Annotated in this window: 24 protein-coding genes; 16 read left to right on the forward strand and 8 right to left on the reverse strand. The window is 67.9% G+C overall.

Features of this window, described 5'->3' with window-relative positions; translation table 11 throughout:
- Nucleotides 1–172 precede the first annotated feature (172 nt).
- Nucleotides 173–838 (reverse strand): peptide-methionine (S)-S-oxide reductase MsrA, encoded by a 666-nt coding sequence (gene msrA / locus V3B46_RS13415; protein ID WP_329892199.1) that lies wholly within the window; start codon nucleotides 836–838, stop codon nucleotides 173–175.
- Nucleotides 839–868: 30 nt separating this feature from the next.
- A complete protein-coding gene (locus V3B46_RS13420; protein ID WP_010481810.1) occupies nucleotides 869–1,132 on the reverse strand; it encodes a putative signal transducing protein in 264 nt (87 codons plus the stop codon).
- 199 nt (nucleotides 1,133–1,331) lie between these two features.
- On the opposite strand from V3B46_RS13420, the gene V3B46_RS13425 reads away from it, so the two are divergent.
- The 6 genes from V3B46_RS13425 to V3B46_RS13450 all read left to right on the forward strand — a co-directional run bounded on the left by V3B46_RS13425 (nucleotide 1,332) and on the right by V3B46_RS13450 (nucleotide 6,701).
- Nucleotides 1,332–3,080 (forward strand): glutamine--tRNA ligase/YqeY domain fusion protein, encoded by a 1,749-nt coding sequence (locus tag V3B46_RS13425; RefSeq protein WP_329892125.1) that lies wholly within the window; start codon nucleotides 1,332–1,334, stop codon nucleotides 3,078–3,080.
- A 43-nt stretch (nucleotides 3,081–3,123) separates the two neighbouring features.
- Nucleotides 3,124–3,777 (forward strand): hypothetical protein, encoded by a 654-nt coding sequence (locus tag V3B46_RS13430; protein ID WP_329892200.1) that lies wholly within the window; start codon nucleotides 3,124–3,126, stop codon nucleotides 3,775–3,777.
- Between the two features lie 49 nt (nucleotides 3,778–3,826).
- Nucleotides 3,827–4,549, forward strand: coding sequence for a DUF6348 family protein (locus V3B46_RS13435; RefSeq protein ID WP_329892126.1), 723 nt, complete (start codon nucleotides 3,827–3,829; stop codon nucleotides 4,547–4,549).
- 97 nt (nucleotides 4,550–4,646) lie between these two features.
- Nucleotides 4,647–5,207: a nucleoside deaminase gene (locus tag V3B46_RS13440; RefSeq protein WP_004154307.1), complete on the forward strand. Its 561-nt coding sequence runs from the start codon at nucleotides 4,647–4,649 to the stop codon at nucleotides 5,205–5,207.
- Nucleotides 5,191–6,258: a 23S rRNA (cytidine(2498)-2'-O)-methyltransferase RlmM gene (rlmM, locus tag V3B46_RS13445; RefSeq protein WP_329892127.1), complete on the forward strand. Its 1,068-nt coding sequence runs from the start codon at nucleotides 5,191–5,193 to the stop codon at nucleotides 6,256–6,258. The genes V3B46_RS13440 and rlmM overlap by 17 nt, the downstream gene beginning before the upstream one ends.
- Before the next feature lie 47 nt (nucleotides 6,259–6,305).
- Nucleotides 6,306–6,701 (forward strand): EF-hand domain-containing protein, encoded by a 396-nt coding sequence (locus V3B46_RS13450; protein WP_049398146.1) that lies wholly within the window; start codon nucleotides 6,306–6,308, stop codon nucleotides 6,699–6,701.
- Between the two features lie 202 nt (nucleotides 6,702–6,903).
- On the opposite strand, the gene V3B46_RS13455 is transcribed toward V3B46_RS13450, so the two are convergent.
- Both V3B46_RS13455 and ubiH read right to left on the reverse strand, forming a co-directional pair.
- Nucleotides 6,904–8,085, reverse strand: a complete 1,182-nt coding sequence (locus tag V3B46_RS13455; protein WP_329892128.1) for a UbiH/UbiF family hydroxylase — start codon at nucleotides 8,083–8,085, stop codon at nucleotides 6,904–6,906.
- The gene (gene ubiH / locus V3B46_RS13460; RefSeq protein WP_329892129.1) at nucleotides 8,082–9,290 is read right to left on the reverse strand and encodes a 2-octaprenyl-6-methoxyphenyl hydroxylase; all 1,209 of its coding nucleotides are present in this window, start codon (nucleotides 9,288–9,290) and stop codon (nucleotides 8,082–8,084) included. The genes V3B46_RS13455 and ubiH overlap by 4 nt, the downstream gene beginning before the upstream one ends.
- Before the next feature lie 106 nt (nucleotides 9,291–9,396).
- Between ubiH and V3B46_RS13465 the strand changes: the two genes are divergently transcribed.
- The 10 genes from V3B46_RS13465 (at nucleotide 9,397) to V3B46_RS13510 (ending at nucleotide 19,277) form a co-directional block, all read left to right on the forward strand.
- Nucleotides 9,397–9,981, forward strand: coding sequence for a hypothetical protein (locus V3B46_RS13465; RefSeq protein WP_154262382.1), 585 nt, complete (start codon nucleotides 9,397–9,399; stop codon nucleotides 9,979–9,981).
- Nucleotides 9,982–9,989: 8 nt separating this feature from the next.
- Entirely contained in the window at nucleotides 9,990–10,544 is a 555-nt protein-coding gene (locus V3B46_RS13470) for a cob(I)yrinic acid a,c-diamide adenosyltransferase (protein ID WP_154262381.1), read from the forward strand.
- Between the two features lie 9 nt (nucleotides 10,545–10,553).
- Nucleotides 10,554–11,492: a histone deacetylase family protein gene (locus V3B46_RS13475; RefSeq protein WP_329892130.1), complete on the forward strand. Its 939-nt coding sequence runs from the start codon at nucleotides 10,554–10,556 to the stop codon at nucleotides 11,490–11,492.
- A gap of 89 nt (nucleotides 11,493–11,581) precedes the next feature.
- Nucleotides 11,582–14,083 carry an LPS-assembly protein LptD gene (gene lptD, locus V3B46_RS13480; RefSeq protein ID WP_329892131.1) on the forward strand — a complete coding sequence of 834 codons (2,502 nt, stop codon included), beginning with the start codon at nucleotides 11,582–11,584 and terminating at the stop codon, nucleotides 14,081–14,083.
- Nucleotides 14,080–15,426, forward strand: a complete 1,347-nt coding sequence (locus V3B46_RS13485) for a peptidylprolyl isomerase (protein WP_154262376.1) — start codon at nucleotides 14,080–14,082, stop codon at nucleotides 15,424–15,426. The genes lptD and V3B46_RS13485 overlap by 4 nt, the downstream gene beginning before the upstream one ends.
- A gap of 3 nt (nucleotides 15,427–15,429) precedes the next feature.
- A complete protein-coding gene (pdxA, locus tag V3B46_RS13490) occupies nucleotides 15,430–16,410 on the forward strand; it encodes a 4-hydroxythreonine-4-phosphate dehydrogenase PdxA (RefSeq protein WP_329892132.1) in 981 nt (326 codons plus the stop codon).
- The gene (gene rsmA, locus V3B46_RS13495; RefSeq protein WP_329892133.1) at nucleotides 16,407–17,210 is read left to right on the forward strand and encodes a 16S rRNA (adenine(1518)-N(6)/adenine(1519)-N(6))-dimethyltransferase RsmA; all 804 of its coding nucleotides are present in this window, start codon (nucleotides 16,407–16,409) and stop codon (nucleotides 17,208–17,210) included. Before pdxA ends, rsmA begins: the two co-directional genes overlap by 4 nt.
- A 13-nt stretch (nucleotides 17,211–17,223) precedes the next feature.
- Nucleotides 17,224–17,607, forward strand: coding sequence for a Co2+/Mg2+ efflux protein ApaG (gene apaG / locus V3B46_RS13500; protein ID WP_005412297.1), 384 nt, complete (start codon nucleotides 17,224–17,226; stop codon nucleotides 17,605–17,607).
- Nucleotides 17,608–17,622: 15 nt separating this feature from the next.
- Nucleotides 17,623–18,633 (forward strand): symmetrical bis(5'-nucleosyl)-tetraphosphatase, encoded by a 1,011-nt coding sequence (locus V3B46_RS13505; protein ID WP_329892134.1) that lies wholly within the window; start codon nucleotides 17,623–17,625, stop codon nucleotides 18,631–18,633.
- Nucleotides 18,630–19,277, forward strand: a complete 648-nt coding sequence (locus V3B46_RS13510) for a DUF1287 domain-containing protein (protein ID WP_329892135.1) — start codon at nucleotides 18,630–18,632, stop codon at nucleotides 19,275–19,277. Before V3B46_RS13505 ends, V3B46_RS13510 begins: the two co-directional genes overlap by 4 nt.
- A 127-nt stretch (nucleotides 19,278–19,404) precedes the next feature.
- Here V3B46_RS13510 and V3B46_RS13515 read toward each other — a convergent pair whose 3' ends face one another.
- From V3B46_RS13515 to lgt, 4 genes are read right to left on the reverse strand one after another with little or no spacing between them, the layout of a single operon-like run.
- Nucleotides 19,405–19,896: a dihydrofolate reductase gene (locus tag V3B46_RS13515; protein ID WP_329892136.1), complete on the reverse strand. Its 492-nt coding sequence runs from the start codon at nucleotides 19,894–19,896 to the stop codon at nucleotides 19,405–19,407.
- A gap of 13 nt (nucleotides 19,897–19,909) precedes the next feature.
- A complete protein-coding gene (locus V3B46_RS13520) occupies nucleotides 19,910–20,473 on the reverse strand; it encodes a hypothetical protein (protein ID WP_329892137.1) in 564 nt (187 codons plus the stop codon).
- A complete protein-coding gene (locus tag V3B46_RS13525) occupies nucleotides 20,470–21,264 on the reverse strand; it encodes a thymidylate synthase (protein WP_121504902.1) in 795 nt (264 codons plus the stop codon). The genes V3B46_RS13520 and V3B46_RS13525 overlap by 4 nt, the downstream gene beginning before the upstream one ends.
- The gene (lgt, locus tag V3B46_RS13530) at nucleotides 21,261–22,148 is read right to left on the reverse strand and encodes a prolipoprotein diacylglyceryl transferase (RefSeq protein WP_154262368.1); all 888 of its coding nucleotides are present in this window, start codon (nucleotides 22,146–22,148) and stop codon (nucleotides 21,261–21,263) included. The genes V3B46_RS13525 and lgt overlap by 4 nt, the downstream gene beginning before the upstream one ends.
- Nucleotides 22,149–22,175 lie beyond the last annotated feature (27 nt).

The raw sequence follows: 22,175 nt of genomic DNA on the forward strand, positions 1-22,175 counted from the left end.
TGGCAGGACCGTTGGCGCCATGGATGGCGCCATCGAGCCCCCAGGGACGGGTTCACGGCGTGTCCTGCCAACCCACACCGCCCCACCCAACAAGCAGCAACCCAGAGCCGCTTTGGCTTTGGCTTTGGCTTTCAGCCGTTGACGTTGCCCGCCGCAGGCGGACCCCCGCGCGTCAGCGCGGCGCCTCCACATCCAGCCCGATCGGGCAGCTCACCCCGGTGCCGCCAATCCCGCAGTAACCATTCGGGTTCTTCGCCAGGTACTGCTGATGGTAATCCTCGGCGTAGTAGTACGCCGGCGCCGGATACACGATCTCGGTGGTGATCGGGCCGTAGCCGGCCGCATCCAGCTGCGCCTGGTAGGCCTCGCGGCCGGCCAGCGCGGCGGCGTACTGCGCCTCGTCGGTAGCGTGGATCGCCGAACGGTACTGGGTGCCGGTGTCGTTGCCCTGGCGCATGCCCTGGGTCGGGTCGTGGCTTTCCCAGAACAGCTGCAGCAGCCGCTCCAGGCTCACCACCGCCGGGTCGAACACCACCTGCACCACTTCGGTGTGGCCGGTCAGGCCCGAGCACACCTCTTCATAGGTCGGGTTCGGGGTAATGCCGCCGGCATAGCCCACCGACGTGCTGTACACGCCCGGTTCGGTCCAGAACTTGCGCTCGGCGCCCCAGAAGCAGCCCAGCGCGAAGCGGATCTGCTGCAGGCCGGCGAAACGGTCCTTCAGCGGATGGCTGTTCACGAAGTGCTGGTTGCTGTGCAGCGGCAGCGGTTGGTCACGCCCCGGCAGTGCTTCTTCCGGGCGCGGCAGGCGCTGCTTGAAGGCGCCGATGCCGAGGATGCCCTGGCCAATTCCCAACATGATGCGCTCCTACGCCGGAAGGCCGGCTATGTCGTCTGCATCTGAAATGGGGGCGTCCGGCGCGTGGCCCAAGTCCAGCGCCGCCACGATGTCCTCGGCCTGCGGCCGTGCCGCATCAGGGATGCCCACCCGCAGCACGCCGAACAGCGGCAGCTCGCCCATGCCGCCCAGCAACGACTCGCCGAACACGAAGGCCGGGATGCCCGCATCCTCCAGCGCGTGCTTGACCAGGTGGGCGTCGAACAGATTGTCGGCCTTGTACACGATGTGCATGCGGCAGCTCCGTGGGACAGGGTTCCAGCATACGCCCCGGGACTGAATGGTGGCGCTGTGCTCGCCGGCCAGCGGCCGGCGCTACCGGAAGAGAGGTTGGTAGTGCCGGCCGCTGGCCGGCATCCCCACACCCCACCGGGCAGCCCTGCCCCGTACGCGCTAGACTGTTGGTCTTTCTGCCCTTTTTCGCCCCAGACTCATGTCCGAGCACACCCCCGCCAGCCCCGAGACCCCCGCCGACAGCCACGAGAAGCGCGATTTCATCCGCCAGATCGTGCGCGAGGACCTAGCCAGCGGAAAGCACCAGGCGATCAAGACCCGTTTCCCGCCGGAACCGAACGGCTACCTGCACATCGGCCATGCCAAGTCGATCTGCCTGAACTTCGGCATCGCCGGCGAGTTCAGCGGCGTCTGCAACCTGCGCTTCGACGACACCAACCCGGCCAAGGAAGATCCGGAATACGTGGCCGCGATCCAGGACGACGTGCGCTGGCTGGGCTTCAGCTGGAACGAGCTGCGCCATGCTTCTGACTACTTCCAGGCCTATTACCTGGCCGCCGAAAAGCTGATCGAACAGGGCAAGGCCTATGTCTGCGACCTGTCGGCCGAGGAAGTGCGCGCCTACCGCGGCACCCTGACCGAGCCGGGCCGCCCGTCGCCGTGGCGCGACCGCAGCGTCGAGGAAAACCTCGACCTGTTCCGCCGCATGCGCGCCGGTGAATTCCCGGATGGCGCGCGCACCCTGCGCGCGAAGATCGACATGGCCAGCGGCAACATCAACCTGCGCGATCCGGCGCTGTACCGCATCAAGCACGTCGAGCACCAGAACACCGGCAACGCGTGGCCGATCTACCCGATGTACGACTTCGCGCACGCGCTGGGCGACTCGATCGAGGGCATCACCCACTCGCTGTGCACGCTGGAATTCGAAGACCACCGCCCGCTGTACGACTGGTGCGTGGACAACGTCGATTTCGCCCATGACGACACGCTGACCCAGCCGCTGGTCGACGCCGGCCTGCCGCGCGAAGCAGCCAAGCCGCGCCAGATCGAGTTCTCGCGACTGAACATCAACTACACGGTGTTGAGCAAGCGCAAGCTGATGGCACTGGTTACCGAGCAGCTGGTGGACGGCTGGGAAGACCCGCGCATGCCGACCCTGCAGGGCCTGCGTCGCCGTGGCTATACCCCGGCGGCGATGCGCCTGTTCGCCGAGCGCGTGGGCATCAGCAAGCAGAATTCGCTGATCGATTTCAGCGTGCTGGAAGGCGCGCTGCGCGAAGACCTCGACAGCGCCGCGCCGCGCCGCATGGCGGTGGTCGACCCGGTCAAGCTGGTGCTGACCAACCTGCCGGAAGGCCACGTAGAACAGCTCACCTTCAGCAACCACCCGAAGGACGAGAGCTTCGGCAGCCGCGAAGTGCCGTTCGCACGCGAAGTGTGGATCGACCGCGAAGACTTCGCCGAAGTGCCGCCGAAGGGCTGGAAGCGCCTGGTCCCGGGTGGCGAAGTGCGCCTGCGCGGTGCCGGCATCATCCGCTGCGATGAAGTGATCAAGGATGCCGACGGCACCATCACCGAGCTGCGCGGCTGGCTGGACCCGGAATCGCGTCCGGGCATGGAAGGCGCCAACCGCAAGGTCAAGGGCACCATCCACTGGGTCAGCGCCGTGCATGGTGTGCCGGCCGAGATCCGCCTGTACGACCGCCTGTTCTCGGTGCCGAACCCGGACGACGAGTCGGAAGGCAAGACCTACCGCGACTACCTCAACCCGGAATCGCGCCGCACTGTCACCGGCTATGTCGAGCCGGCCGCGGCCAGCGCTGCGCCGGAGCAGTCGTTCCAGTTCGAACGCACCGGCTACTTCGTCGCAGACCGCCGCGACCACACCGAGGCCAAGCCGGTGTTCAACCGCAGCGTGACCCTGCGCGACACCTGGTCGGCCTGAGGACCTGCGCGGGCGCCAGCACGGCGCCCGCATGACTCCGACGATGATCACCGCCCTCTCCGTCCTGCTCTGGTTCATCTCGCAGCATCCGCTGCTGACGTTCTTTTCGGCGATGGTGCTGGCCGGGCTGGTCTCTTGGTGGCGGCGCTTTCCGGGCTACGCCATCGTGGTGTTCCCGCTGGCGATGCTCAATATCTTCCTCGGTCACTTCCTCAACGCCGCCTTCCTCAACGTGGTGGGCGAGCCTGGCGAAGCAGTGATCGTGAAGTCCGAGCGCACCAGCTCGACGATGAACGAGCAGTACATCTGGCGCTACGAAGGGGTGCTGCGCACCGCCGAGGGCCGCGACGTGGAGGTGGTGTTCCACACCAACACCGCCTCGCTGTGGCCGCTGGAGAACGCGATCCGCATCCCGGCGCCCGACCAGCCGTTCGTGGTGAAGTACACACCGGGTTTCCCGCACAACTTCGTCATCCTCACCAACGAATCGCCGCACGGCATCGCCCAGGCCCGTGCCAGCGCGCGCGAGCGCGTGGAAGTGGCGGCGCGCAAGCTGCACTTCAGCCCCGACAATGCCGATTTCCGCGCGGACTATCGCCGCGAGCTGGAAACCTGGCTGCGCGATCATGGCAGCGACCCGCAGCAGCAATCCGACGCGCAGCGATATCGCGCCGAACTCGACGCGCTCGACCGCTAGACCCCAGGCCTTGCCTGGATGTTCCACCCCATCCATCCACAGGCCTGACATGACCATGACCTCCACCGACCTCCTCCCGCTGCTGCAGCAGGTCCTGCAGGAGGCCGGCATCGCCAGCCACGCCGACGGCGACGCGCTGCTGCTGGACAGCGGCCTGCGCCTGACCCCGCATGCGATGGCCGCGCACGCGCGCGACAACGGCGGCTGGCAGACCTCCACCGTCATCGAAAGCCAGCATCCGCTGCTGTTCGCCGATGGCCTGTTCGAGTACCAGCACGCAAATGGCGCCGATGAGCAGGCATCGCTGTTGTCCGGCTTCCAGGCCTGGGCCCGGGTGGACCTGGTGACCCTGCAGACCGCGATCGGCGCCGAAGATGCACAGGGCCTGCCGATGATGGGCCTGACCTATCCGGCCGGTGACGATGGCGAGGAACACGAGCGCACTGTGGTGCTGGGGCCGTTGGCGCACTACCGTTCACAGGAAGTGGATGCCTCCACCTGCAGCGAAGACGATCATGGTTCCTGCCCCTGCTGCCTGTTCACCCGCAGCATGGAGGCCTTCAACGAGCTGCTGAAAGCCCGCCAATTCCTCGCCATCCGCCTGTTCGCCTCGCGCGATGCCGACGGCCTGTGCGAGGCCGATTGCCGGGTCAACGGCCACGACTTCGGCGCCGCCCTGCCCCTGCTGCGCGCCTACGCGGCCAGCTGGCCGCAGGCTGGGCTGGAATTCCGCAAGCAGTATGTAGTGATCCGCACCGGTTCGCCGGGCTGACCCACCGCCACACCCGATACAGGCCGGTGCAGCTACACTGCGCGCCGGTTTCCGAAGCAACCGCACCTTCTTCCATTCCCTACGAGGCACCCCCGCGATGCTGTACGCGCAAGTCCACCTGACCCTTCCCGCCTGGATCCACGACCAGATCGACCTGGATCGTCGATATCCGGGCGATGAGGCCAAGGTCGCGCTGGCGATCGAGCTGTCGCGGCTGAACGTCGAGCACGCCAGTGGCGGCCCGTTCGGTGCGGTGGTGTTCGGCCCGGATGACAAGGTCATCGCCGCCGGCGTGAACCGGGTGATGCCGCACGCGACCTCGCTGGCGCACGCCGAGAACATGGCCTACATGCTGGCCCAGCAGCGCCTGCAGACCCCGCGCCTGAACGCGGTGCTGTCGCCGGTCACCCTGGCCACCAGCTCGCAGCCGTGCTGCCAGTGCTACGGCGCCACCGTGTGGGCCGGCATCGACCGCCTGCTGATCGGTGCCAACTCCGCCGACGTCGAAGAGCTGACCCCGTTCGATGAAGGCCCGCTGCCGGCCGACTGGGTGGGCGAGCTCAACAAGCGCGGCATCGAAGTGGTGCAGGGCCTGAACCGCGACGCCGCGCGCAGCGTGCTGCGTGCCTATGGGGAAAGCGATGGCGCCCGTTACTGAGGCCGGCATCGGCCTGCTGTGCCTGTGCCGGCAGGGCTTCGAACCCGAGCTGGCCGGCGAGCTGCAGTTCCGCGCCGGCGAAGCCGGTTTCGCCGGTTATGCGCGCACCCAGCGCAATGACGGCTATGTGCTTTTCATGTGCGACGAAGCCGCGGCACTGGCGCCGCGCCTGCGCTGGCGCGAACTGATCTTCGCGCGGCAGAAGCTGGTGGTGCTGGCCGAGCTGCCGCAGCTGGACCCGGCCGACCGCATCACCCCGATGCTGGAGGTGTTGGCCGATGCGCCGCGCTTCGGCGACCTGTGGGTGGAACATCCCGATTCGGACGCCGGCAAGCCGCTGTCCGGGCTGGCCCGTGCCTTCGGCAATGCGCTGCGCCCGGCGCTGCGCAAGGCCGGCAAGCTCACCGACAAGCCGAACGACCGCCTGCCGCGCCTGCACGTGGTGTTCGTCGACGGCACCCACGCCTTCGTCTGCGTGGCCGACCCGGCCGACAGCGCGCCGTGGGCACTTGGCATCCCGCGATTGAAGCTGCTGCCCGAAGCGCCGTCGCGTTCGGCGCTGAAGCTGGACGAAGCGTTGCTGACCCTGCTGACGCCGGAAGAGCGCGAGGCGCTGGCCAGGCCCGGCATGCGCGCGGCCGACCTGGGTGCCGCACCAGGCGGCTGGACCTGGGTGCTTACCCGCCAGCACATGCACGTGCTGAGCATCGACAACGGACCGCTGCGCCAGCACGTGCTGGACACCGGCCTGGTCGAGCACCTGCGCGCCGATGGCTTCCACTGGCACCCGGAACAGCCGCTGGACTGGATGGTCTGCGACATGGTCGAGCAGCCGCGCCGCGTGGCCGAACGCATGGCCACCTGGTTCCGCCAAGGCTGGTGCAGGCACGCGATCTTCAATCTGAAGCTGCCGATGAAGAAGCGCTGGGACGAAACCCGCTTGTGCCTGGACCTGTTCCAGGAGCAGGCCGGCAAGCCGCTGGTGGTACGTGCCAAGCAGCTCTATCACGACCGTGAGGAGATCACGGTACTGGCCTCGCCGCTGCGCTGAGGAACATGCCCGCCGGGCATGGCCCGGCGCTACCGAGGAAGGGAACCATGCGATACCACCCGCTCGCCATGCTGATCACTGTGCTGGCAGCCGCACCGGCCATTGCCCAGCAGCTGCCGCACACCCCTGCACAGAGCCAGCCCCTGGGCCCGACCGGCGGCGCGATCCGCCAGCAACCGCTGGATGCCGGCCGGGTCAGCGGCAGCGTCGAGATTGCACGGCCGGCCGGCGAGGCACAGGTGACCGTGCGTTCGCTGGAACCGAGCAGCGTGGTCGGCCAGTACCGCATCCACTTCGCTGCGCTGGATGTGAACGGTGATGGCTTCATCAGCCGCGAGGAAGCGCAGGCCAATCCGGCGCTGGCCGACGAGTTCAATGCGTTGGACGTGAAGCGTCGCGGCAAGCTGGATCGTGCCGACCTGGCTGGTTGGCTGGTTGATTGATCCGCCGTCGCGATCTTCATCCTCGCATGGCGTGGATCAACGGCGGTAACGGAGCCCGCTTCTGGTAGGTGCCAACCTTGGCTGGCACATCCATCAGGCATCCTGGGCCCAGATGAGGCGAGGGTATTTCCAGCCTTGTGCCAACCAAGGTTGGCACCTACCGGAGCGGCGTTGGCACCTGCCAGAGCGGCCTGTATTCCGGTCAGACCCCAGCGGCGCGCTTCCAGAACGCCTGCACCAGCGGCGGCCATTTGCCGACACAGCCCAGCGCACGTCCACGGGCCAGGGTCAGGTGTATTTCGTCGTTGGAGAACAGGCGGTTGATCGCATCGAAACTGTAGGCGGCGATGTGGTTGTCGCTGCGCCGTTCGCGTGCCCAGCGCTGCAGGCGCTGCGGCGACAGCCGCGGCTGGCCGCGGCGTTCGGCCGACGGCGCCAGCCACTGCTGCAGGGCGGCGACATCGCGCAGCCCCAGATTCACGCCCTGCCCAGCTAGTGGATGCACCACATGCGCAGCATCGCCCAATGCCAGCACGCGGCCGGCCACGTAGTGACGGGCCAGCTGCCGACGCAGCGGGAACGCCGCACGCGGTGATGCCAGCCGCAGTTCGCCCAGGCGCGCGGCGAACGCTCGCGTCAGTTCGCGGTTGAAGGCGTCCTCGTCCAGCGCCAACACACGCGCTGCTTCATCCTCGGGCAGGGTCCAGACGATCGAACTGCGGCGCTCGGCCACCGGCAGCAGCGCCAGCGGCCCGGTCGGCAGGAAGCGCTGCCATGCGGTGGCCTGGTTCGGCAGTTCGCTGTCCACATAGGCCACCACGCCACGCTGGCGGTAGTCATGCTTCTCAACCTCGATCCCGGCCAGCTGGCGCAGGGTCGACTCGGCACCGTCGGCGGCCACCGCCAGCGCCGCTTCCAGGCGGCGACCGTCATCCAGGCGCAGGCGCACGCCGTCTTCATCCTGTTCCAGCGCTTCCACCCGTGCCGGGCAGTGCAGCTGCACGCCCGCCGCCGGCAGCGCCGCCCACAGGCGATCCTGCAGCAGGCTGTTCTCGACGATGTAGCCCAGCTCACGACGACCGAAGCGATCGGCGTCGAACAGCAGATCCTCGCCACCGGCCGCATCCCACACCTGCATGCGCCGGTAAGGCCAGGCGCGGGCCTGCGCGATCGCCGGCCACACGCCCAGGCGGTTCAACAGTTGAACGTTGTCAGCGGCGAAGGCGAACACCCGCAGGTCCGGCTGTGCGGCCTGCCACGGTGCCGGTTCACGGCCTTCCACCAGCGCAACCGACAGGCCGGCATCGGCCAGCGCCAGCGCACACGCGGCACCGACCACGCCACCACCAACGATGGCCACATCAAGACGCGTGCGCCGGCTCATGCGGCTTCTCCGCGGCACAGGCGCGGCACGTCACCACGGAAGCCCATCGCACCACCGACCAGCATCGACTGCACCGACGCGCGCTGTGCGGCCACCAGGCCGAGGCTGCGCAGCGGCCGCATCAGCGGTGCCGGGTTGCTGGTCAGGCGCGCCAGCCCACCGGAGAACGCCACCGTCTGCCGGCGATCTTCCTCGCGACGCGCGACGTAGGCCTTCAGCAGTGCATCACTGCCGGCATCCTCATGCGCATCCTCCAGCAGTTCGGCCAGGGTCAGCGCATCGCGAAGGCCCAGGTTGAAGCCCTGTGCGCCCAGCGGATGGATGGTCTGCGCCGCATTGCCGAGCAGCACCGTGCGCTCACCGGCCAGCGCGCGTGCCAGCACCTGGATGAGCGGGTAGGCGCTGCGCGGCCCCGACTCAAGCAGGCGGCCGGCACGCCAGCCGATCGCGTTCTGCAGGCGTTGCAGCCAGGCCGCATCGTCCAACGCCATCACCGCATCGGCCTGGTCGCGCGCTACGCCGTGCACGGTGCCGAAGTGACGATCGCCACGTGGCAGCAGGGCCGTCGGGCCGGTATCGGTGAAGCGTTCCCAGGCGGTGCCATCCGGCGCACGCTGGCTGCGCACGCGGGCCACGAACAGGGTCTGCTGGAAATCATGGCGGTCGACCTCGATGCCCAGCGCGCCACGCACGCCGCTGGTGGTGCCATCGGCCCCCACCACCAGCCGTGCCAGCAGTACGCGTTCGCCGGCCTCGTCAGCCACCCGCACCTGGCGGTAACCATCGATCACCTCGCCCAGCCCCAGGAACCGCATCGGCCGGTAACGGCGCAGCCGTGGCAGTTCCTGCAGGCGGGCTTCCAGCGCCTGGCCGAAATCGCGCGCGACCACCACCTGGCCGAACCACGGCCGGTCGTAATCGACCGCTTCGAGTTGCACACGGCCGAAATCGCCGGCGCGGCTGACATGGATGCGCCGGATCGGGCCCGGTGCCATCGCCAGCTTCTGCATCACCCCTAGCGCGGTCAGCGCATTGACGGTGGCAGCGGCGAAACTGAGATTGCGCTGGTCGAACACCGCAGGCAGCTCGCCGGCCGGGCTGGCCTCAAGCAGGCCCACGTCGCGGCCCAGGCGGTCCAGGGCAATGGCCAGGCTGGCACCGACCAGGCCACCACCGACAATCAGCACGTCATGTCGTTCACTCATGTGTTCATGATACGCGCTCGCCCCGACTGTACGCCGAACGGGCGGCACCTGCGCCAACCTGCGCGGCGGGCTAGAATGAAACCTGAATCCGCTCCGGGCCCCCACCATGTCCGATACCGCCAACCGCGCCTTCGTCCTGTCCGTACTCGTACTGCTGCTGGCGGCGACCCGGGTCAATCACTTCGCGGCCATTCCGGATGCCTCCTGGGCCGTGTTCTTCATCGGTGGCTTCTACCTGGCGCGCTGGACGCGCTGGGCGTTCCCGCTGCTGATGCTGTTCGCGGTGCTGGTGGACTGGATAGTGATCCGCAGCAGCGGTCTGGATTTCTGGCAGCACTACTGCGTGTCGCCGGGCTACTGGCTACTGCTGCCGGCCTACTTCTCTTTGTGGGCCGGCGGCATGCTGCTGGGCCGCAACTACCAGAGTGCGCGCTGGCCGGTACTGGCCAAGGGCGCACTGCTGCTGGTCGCCTCGGTGGCGGTCTGCCACCTGCTGGCACAGGGCGGTTTCTACTGGAGCAGCCGCAACGTGGCCGAGCCGACCCTGGCCGGCTGGGCACAGAACTACGCGCAGTGGTTCGGGCCCTACCTGCGCACCACGGCGATCTATGTGGCGCTGGCCGCCGCCCTGCAGCTGGCCGTGGAGCAGGTGCTGAAGCTCCAGCAGGCCCGCCGCGACATCCGCCACTGAGCCGCGCCATGGGTCATCGCCTCTCGCGCATCTACACCCGCACCGGCGACGACGGCAGTACCGGCCTTGGCGACGGCCAGCGCGTAGCCAAGGATGACGCCCGCGTGGCGTCCTACGGCACCGTCGACGAGGCCAATGCCGCGCTCGGCCTGCTGCTGGCCGCGCCCCTGCCCGAGGATGTGCGCGCGCTGGTGGTGCATCTGCAGCACCAGCTGTTCGACCTGGGCGCCGAGCTGTGCATTCCCGGCCATGCCGCGATCCACGCCGCCGACGTCTCGGCCCTGGAACAGCAGCTGGACCATTACAACGCCGACCTGCCGATGCTGAAGGAATTCATCCTGCCGGCCGGCGGCGAAGCCGCCGCGCGCTGCCATCTGGCCCGCACCATCGTCCGCCGCGCCGAGCGCGACACGGTCACCCTGGCCCGCCACGAGGCTGTGCGCAGCGAGGCGCTGCAGTACCTCAACCGGCTGTCGGACCTGCTGTTCGTGCTGGCCCGGGTGCTGGCCCGTGCCGATGGCCACGGCGAAGCGCTGTGGCAGCCACAGCAGCGCCAGCGCTGAGTCGGCACGATGCTGGTCTATACCCACCCGTCCTGCCTGCTGCATGACCCCGGCCCCGGCCATCCGGAGTGCCCGCAACGCCTGCAGCATGTCCTGGATGCCCTGCACGCTGCATTCCCCGGCCAGTTGGACTGGCGCGAAGCGCCGCCGGCCAAGTTCGGTGAACTGACCCGGGTCCACGACAGCGCCCTGCTCGACTTCGTTCTGCAGCCGCAGACCGCGCCGCTGCGCCAGCTGGACATGGACACCTGGACCTCGCCCGGATCGGCCAGCGCCGCCGTGCACGCCGCCGGCGCCGGCGTGGCCGCGGTCGATGCGGTGATGCTGGGCGAGGACCCGCTGGCCTTCTGCGCGGTACGCCCGCCGGGCCACCACGCCACCAGCAGCACGGCGATGGGCTTCTGCCTGCTGAACAACATCGCCATTGCCGCCGCCCATGCCCGCGACCGCCATGGCCTGGAGCGGATCGCGGTGGTCGATTTCGACGTCCACCACGGCAATGGCACCCAGGACATCTTCCAGCACGACGCCCGGGTCTCTTACTACAGCACCCACCAGGCCGGGCTGTTTCCCAATTCCGGCCTGCGCCGCGACCGTGGTGCCGGCAACCTGATGAACATCCTGCTGCCCCCCGGCAGTGGCGGTTTCCGCTTCCGCAATGTCTGGGCCGACGAGATGCTGCCGGCCATCGACGACTTCCGTCCGCAACTCCTGCTGATCTCGGCCGGCTTCGACGCCCACCTGCGCGACCCGCAGGCCGACCTGATGCTGGAGACCGACGATTTCGCCTGGATCACCCGTGAAATGCACGCGCTGGCACGCCGCCATGCGGCCGGCCGGGTGGTCTCGATGCTGGAGGGAGGCTACGACCTGCAGGCCCTGGCCGAGTGCAGCGTGGCCCATGTCCAGGCCCTGATCACACCCTCTGCGGGTGCCTCCGCCGGATGAACCCGAACCGGCAGGCTCCGGCGCCCTTCATTGCCCCTATGCAAGGGATGGGGCAAGCTACCGTCCGTTTTCGCCCGAATCCGAACCGCGTGCGCCGAGCCCTCCGCCTGCTTCCCCTGCCTCTGAGCATCGCCATCAGCCTGCCGGCGATGGCCGATGATAAGCCGCTCAACTGGGGCCTGTGCCCGGCCACCGACGTCATTCCTGCGTTCACCGACGCCCCCACCCCGGTCCCGGCCCAGGACAAGGCTCCTGCTGCGGCCGCCCGCGAGAACCAGCCGACCGACATCGAAGGCGACCAGCTGCTGGGCACCACCACCGTGCCGCAGTACGAGGGCAACGTGGCGCTGCGCCGGGGTGACCAGTTCGTCGGTACGGACAAGCTCAGCTTCGACACCGAGACCGGCAACTACATCGCCGACGGCAATGTCCGCTACCAGGACGGGTCGATCCGGATGGTCGCCAAGCGTGCCGAAGGCAACCAGGAAAGCGACACCCACAAGATCTCCGACATCAAGTACCAGCTGGTGTCGCGCCGGGGCAACGGCGATGCCGAGTCGGTCGACCTGCAGGGCGCGGTCGGCCAGATGCACCGCTCCACCTACACCACCTGCGACCCATCGCAGCCGGTATGGAAGCTGTCGGCGCCGCAGATCGAAGTGGACAACGACGAAGGCTTCGGCACGGCCCGCAACGCGGTGCTGCGCATCGGCAATGTACCGGTGCTGTGGGCGCCCTACTTCAAGTTCCCGATCGATGACCGTCGCAAGACCGGCCTGCTGTTCCCGCAGCTGGGCATGTCCGGCCGCAACGGTGTCGACTACGCGCAGCCGATCTACTTCAATCTGGCGCCGAACTACGACGACACCCTGACGCCGCGCTACATGAGCCGACGCGGCCTGCTGCTCGACAACGAGTTCCGCTACCTCTACAACGGCGGCCGTGGCGAGGTGCTGACCAGCTACATGCCCAACGACAAGCTGCGCGACCGCGACCGCGGCCGGGTGATGTTCGACGGCTACCACAACGTGAACAGCCACTGGCAGGCCCGCGCCAACCTGGCCTGGGTAAGCGACGAGCGCTATGTCGAGGACTTCGCCAACCGCTTGGTGGGGGTGACCGCCTCCAACCTGCAGAGCACCATCGGCCTGTACGGCACCGGCCAGAACTGGACCGCCGGCATCATGGCCGACCGCTGGCAGCTGACCGACTACACCCTCGACGAGCGCGCCCTGCCCTACAACCGCGAGCCACGCCTGTTCTTCAACTGGAACAAGCCGGTGCTGCCGTGGCTGGAAACCGGCATCTACACCGAAGCGGTGCGTTTCACGCATGACGACATCAACTTCAAGAATGCCGTCGGCGCCGGCGAGGATCTGCAGTACACCCGTAATGGAGTGCAGTGGACCGACGGCGTCGGTGTCAGCGGCGGTTCGCGACTGGACGTGAAGCCGTATGTGTCGTTCCCGATCAGTGGCGCAGCCTGGTATGTGACCCCTACCCTGGCCTACCGCTACACCGCCTATCAACTGGACCGTGGTCTAGTGGATGGGGTAAGGGGCATCCAGGCCCAGATCCTGCGCTCGCAAGGCATCGACCCGGCCACGGCCACCCCGGAACAGCTGCGCGGCAATACCTCGCCCAGCCGCAGCCTGCCGATCGGCAGCCTTGATGCCGGCCTGTTCTTCGATCGCGAGACGTCGATCGGTGGCAAGTCATTCCTGCAGACCCTGGAGCCGCGCCTGTTCTACCTGCGCACGCCCTACCGCAACCAGGACGAGCTGCCGATCTTCGACACCCGTGACTTCACCTTCAGCTGGGGCCAGCTGTTCCGCGACTCGCGCTATACCGGCGCCGACCGCCAGAACGATGCCAACCAGCTGACCCTGGCATTGGGCACCCGCTTCATCGACCAGACCACCGGCAAGGAACGCTTCTCGGCCGCAATCGGCCAGATCCAGTACTTCGACGAATCACGGGTCAGCACCACGCCGGGCGGCGCGCCGGTGGAGAAGGGCAAGTCGGCGTGGATCGCCGACGGCAACTACATGATCAACGACCGCTGGACCCTGGGCGCCACCTACCAGTGGGACCCGAAGTACAAGCGCGAGGATCTGGCCAGTGTCCGCGCCCGTTATCTGATGCCCAACGATGGCGTGATCAACCTCAGCTACCGCTACCGCATCAATGCCGGCGCCCCGGCGACCGCCAACAAGCATGACCGGACCCTGCTGGAGCAGGCCGACCTGTCGTTCCTGTACCCGCTGAATGCGCGCTGGAGCCTGGTGGGCCGGTATTACTACTCGCTGCAGGACAAGGAACCGCTGGAGATCATCGCCGGCGTGCAGTGGGATAGCTGCTGCCTGGCCGTGCGTGCGGTGGCCCGCCGCTACGTGCGCAACCGCGAAGGCGACATGAACAATTCCATCCAGCTGGAGTTCGTCCTCAAGGGCCTCAGCTCCATCGGCCAGGACACGGACCGTACGCTGCGCCGTGCTATCCTCGGCTACAACCGCGACGACCTCTATCTCGTGCCGCCCAGCAACACCGGAGCGACCCGGGATGACTACGATCCGAATCAGATCCCATGACCAAGCGCTTCCCCGTTCTTCTCGCCTCCCTGCTGGCGGTGTCCAGCGTGTCCGCCCCCCTGCAGGTGCTCGCGCAGGAGGCGCAGCCGTTGGACCGCATCGCCGCCGTCGTCGACGAGGACGTGATCCTGCAGAGCGAGCTCCAGCGTGCGATCGCCAACATCAAGGCGCAGTACGCCGGCCGTGAGAACCAGCTGCCGCCGGAAGACGTGCTCAGCCGCCAGGTGCTCGAGCGCCTGGTGCTGGTCAAGTTGCAGGTGGCCCGCGCCCAGGGCAGCGGCATCCGCGTCAGCGACCAGGAGCTGAACCAGGCGATGAATGCCATCGCCCAGCAGAACGGCTCGAACCTGGATGCACTGCGCCAGCGCCTGGCCCACGACGGCATCGACTTCAACGATTTCCGCGCTTCGGTGCGCGATGAAATCACCGTGCAGCGCCTGCGCCAGAGCTTCGCGCAGAGCCGCATCAGCGTCAGCGAGGGCGAAGTCGACGCCGCGCTGAAGCAGCAGGCCACGGTTGGCAACCAGTACCACCTGGCGCACATCCTGATCGCCCTGCCCGACGGCTCCAACGCCGACCAGATCGCCACCGGCCAGAAGAAGGCCGACGGCGTGAAGGCGCTGCTGGACAAGGGCGAGCTGGACTTCAACGCGGCCGCCGTTCGCTATTCGGACAGCCCCAACGCGCTGGAAGGCGGCGACCTGGGCTGGCGCAGCCTGGACGAAATCCCGCAGGCCTTCGCGCAGATGATGGAAAAGATGAAGCCCGGCGAAGTGGTCGGCCCGATCCGCGGCCCCAGCGGCTTCCAGCTGCTGAAGCTGGTGGACGTGCGTGATGCCAGCGCCGCCAGCGGTGGCGAGCACACGGTCACCGAGTACCACGGCCGCCACATCCTGGTGCGCGTGGACGATCACCAGACCGACGCTGCGGCCAAGGCCAAGATCGATACCCTGCGTGCCCGCATCGCCGGTGGCGCGGACTTCGAGACCGTGGCCAAGGAGTCCTCCGAGGACAACAACAGCAAGGGTCAGGGCGGCGATCTGGGCTGGTTCCCGGCCGACGCGTTCGGTCCGGCGTTCGGCCAGCAGGTGTCCGGCATCCAGGACGGCGGCGTCAGCCAGCCGTTCCGCACCGATGCCGGCTGGCACATCGTGCAGCGCGTGGGCACCCGCCAGACCGACGTGACCACTGACAACCAGCGTGCCCAGGTCCGCGAGACCATCGGCCGCCGCAAGCTGGAAGACGAGTACAACCGCTTCCTGCAGGAACTGCGTGGCGAAGCCTACGTCAGCTTCCGCAGCGGCGACCGCGCGGAAAACACGGCCACGCCGCCGCAGTCCTGACCGATGCGCCCCGAGCTCGCTCTGGTACCGGGCGAGCCCGCCGGGATCGGCCCGGAGCTGTGTGTCCGCCTCGTCCAGCAGCCGCGTGAAGATTGCCGGCTGCTGGCTTTCGCCGACCCGGATACCCTGCGCGCGGCCGCGACCGCGCTGAATCTGCCCCTGCAACTGCTGCCCGAGGACGCCGAAGCACGCGTCCCCGGTGATCTGCGTGTGCGCGTGGTGGCCAATACCGTTCCCAGCCACTTCGGCCAGGCCAATCCGGCCAACGCCGGCGCCGTCATCGGCGCCCTGCTCGATGCCGGCCAGGCCTGCCTGTCCGGCGAACTGCACGGCGTGGTCACCGGCCCGGTGCACAAGGCGGTCATCAACGAAGGCGGCATCGCCTACAGCGGCACCACCGAACTGCTGGCCGACCAGGCCGGGGTGAAGGTGGTGATGATGCTGGCCAACCACATCGTGCGCGTGGCCCTGGCCACCACCCACCTGCCACTGCGCGAGGTGGCCGACGCGATCACCGCGCCCGGCCTGGAACACACCCTGCGCACCGTGCACGCCGCGCTGCGCCGCGAATTCGGCCTGCCCGCGCCACGCATCGCCGTGCTCGGCCTGAACCCACATGCCGGTGAAGACGGTCATCTGGGCCGCGAGGAACTGGACCTGGTCATCCCGCTGCTGCAGCGCCTGCGCGCGGAGGGCATGGACCTGATCGGGCCGCTGCCGGCCGATACCGCCTTCCTGCCGGCCAAGCTGGCAGGCTTCGACACCGTGCTGGCGATGTACCACGACCAGGGCCTGCCGGTGCTGAAGTATTCGGGCTTCGAGCAGGCGGTGAACCTGACCCTGGGCCTGCCCTACCCGCGCGTGGCGGTGGACCATGGCACCGCACTGGACCTTGCCGGCCGCGGCATTGCCGATCCTTCCAGCCTGCAGGCAGCAACGACGCTGTGTGCGCAGCTTGCGCGGCAACGTACACTGAGCGCATGAATTCCCCGCATTCCCCCTCCGGCCCGGTGTTCACCGCCCCGGCCAAGAAGCAGCTTGGCCAGCATTTCCTGGCCGACCGCCACTACATCGACAAGATCGTGATGGCGGTCAACCCGAAAGACGGTGACCGCCTGGTCGAGATCGGCCCCGGCCAGGGCGCGATCACCCTGCCGCTGCTGCGCGTGCATCCGAAGCTGACGGTGATCGAGTTCGACCGCGACCTGATCGCGCCGCTGACCGCCGCCGCCGAGCCGCTGGGCGAGCTGACCATCGTCCACCGCGACGTGCTGCGCGTGGACTTCACCGAGCTGGCTGCCGGCCAGCCGATCCGCCTGGTCGGCAACCTGCCCTACAACATCTCCTCGCCGATCCTGTTCCATGCACTGGAACATGCGGCGGTGATCCGCGACATGCACTTCATGCTGCAGAAGGAAGTGGTCGACCGCATGGCCGCCGGCCCCGGCAGCAAGGTGTACGGCCGGCTCAGCGTGATGCTGCAGGCCTACTGCCAGGTGACCTCGCTGTTCGTGGTGCCGCCGGGCGCGTTCCGGCCGCCACCGAAGGTCGATTCGGCCGTGGTGCGGCTGGTGCCGCGTGACCCGGCCACGATCAACATCCACGACCCCAGGCGTTTCGCCGAGGTGGTCAAGGCCGCCTTCGGGCAGCGCCGCAAGACCCTGCGCAACGCCCTGAACAACGTGGTGTCCGCCGAACAGTTCGTTGCCGCCGGCGTGCGTCCCGATGCCCGCGCCGAACAGCTGGACGTGGCCGAATTCATCGCTTTGGCCAATGCCTCCTGATTACACTGCCGGTATGGAAGACGCTGACGTTTATGCCATCTCCGTCGAAGTCGCTCCGCGCTTCCTCGACGATCAATCCGCGCCGGAAGACGGGCGCTATGCGTTCGCCTACACGATCCGCATCCACAACCAGGGGCGTGTTGCCGCGCGCCTGGTCGCACGCCACTGGCGCATCACCGATGCCAACGGCCGCGTCGAGCATGTCGATGGCGACGGGGTGATCGGCGAGCAGCCGCGCCTGCGCCCCGGTGAAGACTTCCATTACACGTCCGGTGTCATGCTGGGGACCGATCACGGGACCATGCAGGGCCACTACGACATGGTCGCCGACGACGGCACCGAATTTGCCGCGCCGGTCGCACCTTTCGTGCTGGCCATCCCGCGTACCCTGCACTGACACGGAGGCCGAACGATGAGTGTGTGGGCGATCGGCGACCTGCAGGGCTGCTATGACGTCACCCAGCGACTGCTGGAGAAGATCCGTTTCGACCCGGCGCAGGACACCCTGTGGTTCTGCGGCGACCTGGTCAACCGCGGTGGCCAGTCACTGGAAACGCTGCGGCTGGTGCATTCGCTGCGCGAGCACAGCGTGGTGGTGCTGGGCAACCATGACCTTTCGTTGCTGGCCGTCGGTGCGCGCACCGAAGAGGAACAGCGCAAGGTCAACCCGGACCTGCTGCGCATCGTGCAGGCCGAGGACCGCGACGAACTGCTGGACTGGCTGCGCCTGCAGAAGCTGGTGCACGTGGACCGCGAGCTGGGCTGGATGATGGTGCACGCCGGCCTGGCACCGAAGTGGACCACGCAGATGGCCGAGAAGCATGCGGCCGAAGTCGAGGTGCAGCTGCACGGCGCCGGCTACCGCAAGCTGTTCCGCAACATGTACGGCGACAAGCCGAGCTGGGCGCCCAACCTGTCCGGCTACGACCGCTCGCGCGCGATCATCAACGTGCTCACCCGCATGCGCTACTGCACCCCGCGCGGGCGCATCGGTATCGAGGACAAGGGCACGCCGGGCACCCAGGAACAGGGGCTGTATCCCTGGTTCGAAGTGCCGGGCCGGGTCGAGCGTGACCTCAAGGTCGTCTGCGGCCACTGGTCGGCGCTGGGCCTGACCATCACCCAGGGCGTGCACGCCATCGACACCGGCGCGGTCTGGGGCGGCAAGCTGACCGCGATCCAGCTCGATACCGATGAACTGCGCGTGGTTCAGGTGCCAGGCCGCGATGTACCGGCACCCGTGCCCAACGCCCGCCCGCCAGCGCGCCCGGCGCACGAGCGCCCGCAGGGCAAGGAACAGGGCGGCGGCAACGCTCCGGCCGCCAACCCGGGCAACCGCGGCCCGCGCCGTCGTCGTCGCCGTGGTGGCGGTGGTGGTGGCTCCGCCGGCCCCAACAACAACAGCACCCCGCCGCAGGCATGACGCGGCGCGGCTGGGCGCCATGGACGGTGCTGCTGCTGGCGCTGGCCCTGGCCAGCGGCTGCCAGCCCACTTCGGCCCCGGCCCCCACCGGCGCTGGAAACGCCGGCCACACGCCATCGCAACCACAGGCGCCTTCGCCGCCACTGGTGGCTGCGGCGCGCGCGCAGATCGGCGTCACCACCCGCTACGATCCTGCTTACCAGGTGCTGGCCTACCCCGGCGGCGACGTGCCACTGGATCGCGGCGTGTGCACCGACGTGGTGGTGCGCGCCCTGCGCGATCTGGGCCTGGACCTGCAGGCGCGCGTGCATGAGGACATGCGCGGCAACTTCAGTGCCTATCCTGCGATCTGGGGCCTGCCACGGCCGGACCGCAACATCGATCATCGTCGTGTACCGAACCTGATGCGCTGGTTCGAGCGGCAGGGCTGGCAGCAACCGATCACGGCCCTTGCCTCCGACTACGCGGCCGGCGACATCGTTGCCTGGAAGCTCAACGGCAACGGCCTGCTGCACGTGGGCATCGTCTCCGACCGGCAGCTGGCCGATGGCACGCCGCTGGTGCTGCACAACATCGCGCGCGGCACCCGCGAAGAGAACCTGCTGTTCCGGCACGCCATCATCGGGCATTACCGGATGCCGTAGCGACAGTCCCGGTAGTGTCGACTGTTAGTCGACTGCTCCTGACGCCCTCTGAAAACCCCGCGCTGCGCGCGATAGTCGACTAACAGCCGACTCTACCCCGTCGGTGTTTTCGATGGTATTTCCGCGATCAGCGGCGCACGTAGTGCACGAAGCGGAACGCGTAGGCGTGGCGCGCATCGGCCGGATGCGGCTCGCTGCTGGTTTCCTGCCAGACCCCCGGGTCAACCTCGGGGAAATGGGTATCGGCGGGGACTTCAGCATCCACCCAGGTCAGGTACAGGTCACTGGCCTGGTCCAGCAGCTGGTGGAAGATCTCGCCGCCGCCGATGATGCACAGCTCGCTGGCGCCCTCGCCTTCGGCAATCAACTTCGCTTCGTCCAGCGACGCCACCGCACGCATGCCCTCGAATGGCACCTGGCCGCTGCGGGTCAGCACCAGGTTGGTCCGCCCCGGCAGCACGCGGCCGATCGACTCGGCGGTCTTGCGCCCCATCAGGATCGGCTTGCCCAGGGTGAGCGCCTTGAAATGCTTGAAATCATCCGGCAGGTGCCAGGGCATGGCATTGCCCTGGCCGATGCCACGGTTGCGATCCAGCGCCACGATCATCGACAGCTTCATTGCTACAACCTCCTCAGCTGGCGTCGATCTGCAGGCGTTCGCAGGCAGCGTTCGCGGCACTGGCGGCTCGCAATGCTGCAGCCAGCGCCGGGCTGGACGTGGACTGCTCATCCAGGCCGCTGATGATCTTCTGCTTCTGCGCTTCCTCGATCTCCTTCAGGCCCGGTGCCGACAGGATCTCCGACGACAACGCCGCGTTGTCGGTGCCCGCACCACGCGCCAGGAACGCTTTCAGCTGGTCGCTGGAGTAGACGGTGGCCAGGCGCTGTTCAAGCTCACGCTGATAGGCCGGATCCTCGACCCCCGCCTTCAGGTGCTCGGTCATCGCCGTGTACATGCCGGTTACCGCCTCACGCATCTGCGCCCGGCAGCCTTCCGGCACGTCCTGGGGCAGCGTCGTGCTGCCGTTGAATGCCCCGGCGAACGCCTGCACTTCGTCGCGCATGTGCTTGTGCACGATCTGCTCATTGACCTGCCTGGCCAACGACAGCGCATCGGCCGGTCCGGCCTGCACCATGGCCAGCGGCAGCATGCCACACAGCGCCAGCAGGCCCCTGGAAATCAGGCGGGTACTCATACCGCCACCGGCGCCTTGATCGCCGGATGCGGGTCATAACCATCAATGCGGATGTCGTCGAACTGGAAGCCGAACAGGTCGGTCACCTCCGGGTTCAACCACAGCGTCGGCAGCGCGCGCGGTTCACGCGACAGCTGCTCGCGGGCCTGCTCGAAGTGGTTCGAATACAGGTGCGCATCGCCCAGCGTGTGCACGAAGTCACCCACGCCCAGGCCGGTGGCCTGCGCCACCATGTGGGTCAGCAGCGCGTAGCTGGCGATGTTGAACGGCACGCCGAGGAAGATGTCGCCGCTGCGCTGGTACAGCTGGCAGCTGAGCTTGCCGTCCACCACGTAGAACTGGAACAGGTTGTGGCACGGCATCAGCGCCATCTGCGAAAGCTCGCCCACGTTCCAGGCGCTGACCACCAGCCGGCGCGAGTCGGGGTTGCGCTTGATCTCGTCCACCAGCCACTGCATCTGGTCGATCTCGCGGCCGTCGGCGGTGGCCCAGCTGCGCCACTGCTTGCCGTAGACCGGGCCGAGGTCGCCGTTCTCGTCGGCCCACTCGTCCCAGATCCGCACCTGGTTGTCCTTCAGGTAGCCGATGTTGGTGTCGCCCTTCAGGAACCACAGCAGCTCGTGGATGATCGAGCGCAGGTGCAGTTTCTTGGTGGTGACCAGCGGGAAGCCTTCGGCCAGGTTGAAACGCATCTGCCAGCCAAACACGCTGCGGGTGCCGGTGCCGGTGCGATCGCTCTTCTCGGCGCCGTGTTCCAGCACGTGCGAGAGCAGGTCCAGGTAGGCCTTCATGCCTTGCCCTCGGCAGCCACCGGCAGCACCGGCTGCAGTACCGGCGCGCGGCGCGACATCGCCAGCAGTACCAGGCCGAAGGCGATCAGCGGCAGGCTGAGGATCTGGCCACGGGTCAGCCAGTCGAACGCGACGTAGACACCGTTGTCGGGCATGCGCACGAACTCCACCGCGAAGCGGAACAGGCCGTACATCAGCGCGAACAGGCCGCCGACCAGATAACGGTGGCGCGGCTTGGCCGACACGGCCCACAGCACCACGAACATCACCAGGCCTTCCAGGAAGGCTTCATACAGCTGCGACGGATGGCGCGCGAACTGGTTCAGCGCGCCGCTGGCGAACTGCGCCTGTAGCGTCGCATGGTCCAGCTGGTTCAGCGGCGCTGGCAGGCCGGACGGGAACACCACGCCCCAGGTACCGTCGGTGTACTTGCCCCACAGCTCGGCACCGATGAAGTTGCCGATGCGGCCGAAGCCCAGGCCCAGCGGCACCAGCGGCGCCATGAAATCCATGGTGTCGAAGAAATGCAGCTTGTGCTTGCGCGACCACCACCAGCAGGCACCGAGCACGCCCAGCAGGCCGCCGTGGAAGCTCATGCCGCCATCCCACACCTTGAACAGCAGCAGCGGGTTGTGCAGGAAATCGCCCAGCGCGTAGAACAGCATGTAGCCGATGCGCCCGCCCAGCACCACGCCGAGCATGGCGTAGAACAGCAGGTCGGAGAAGCCGTTGGCATCGACGCCCGGCAGGCGCCCATCGGCGATGCGCCTGCGGCCCAGCAGCCAGGCTGCGGTGAAGCCGAGCAGGTACATGATGCCGTACCAGTGCACCTTGATCGGCCCCAGCGAGAGGGCGATGGGGTCGATGTCGTGGAAATAGATCATGGAAGGTGCCTTGCGGTTGAACGCCTA

It is taken from the genome of Stenotrophomonas sp. SMYL11, assembly GCF_036320005.1.
Lineage (GTDB): Bacteria > Pseudomonadota > Gammaproteobacteria > Xanthomonadales > Xanthomonadaceae > Stenotrophomonas > Stenotrophomonas maltophilia_A.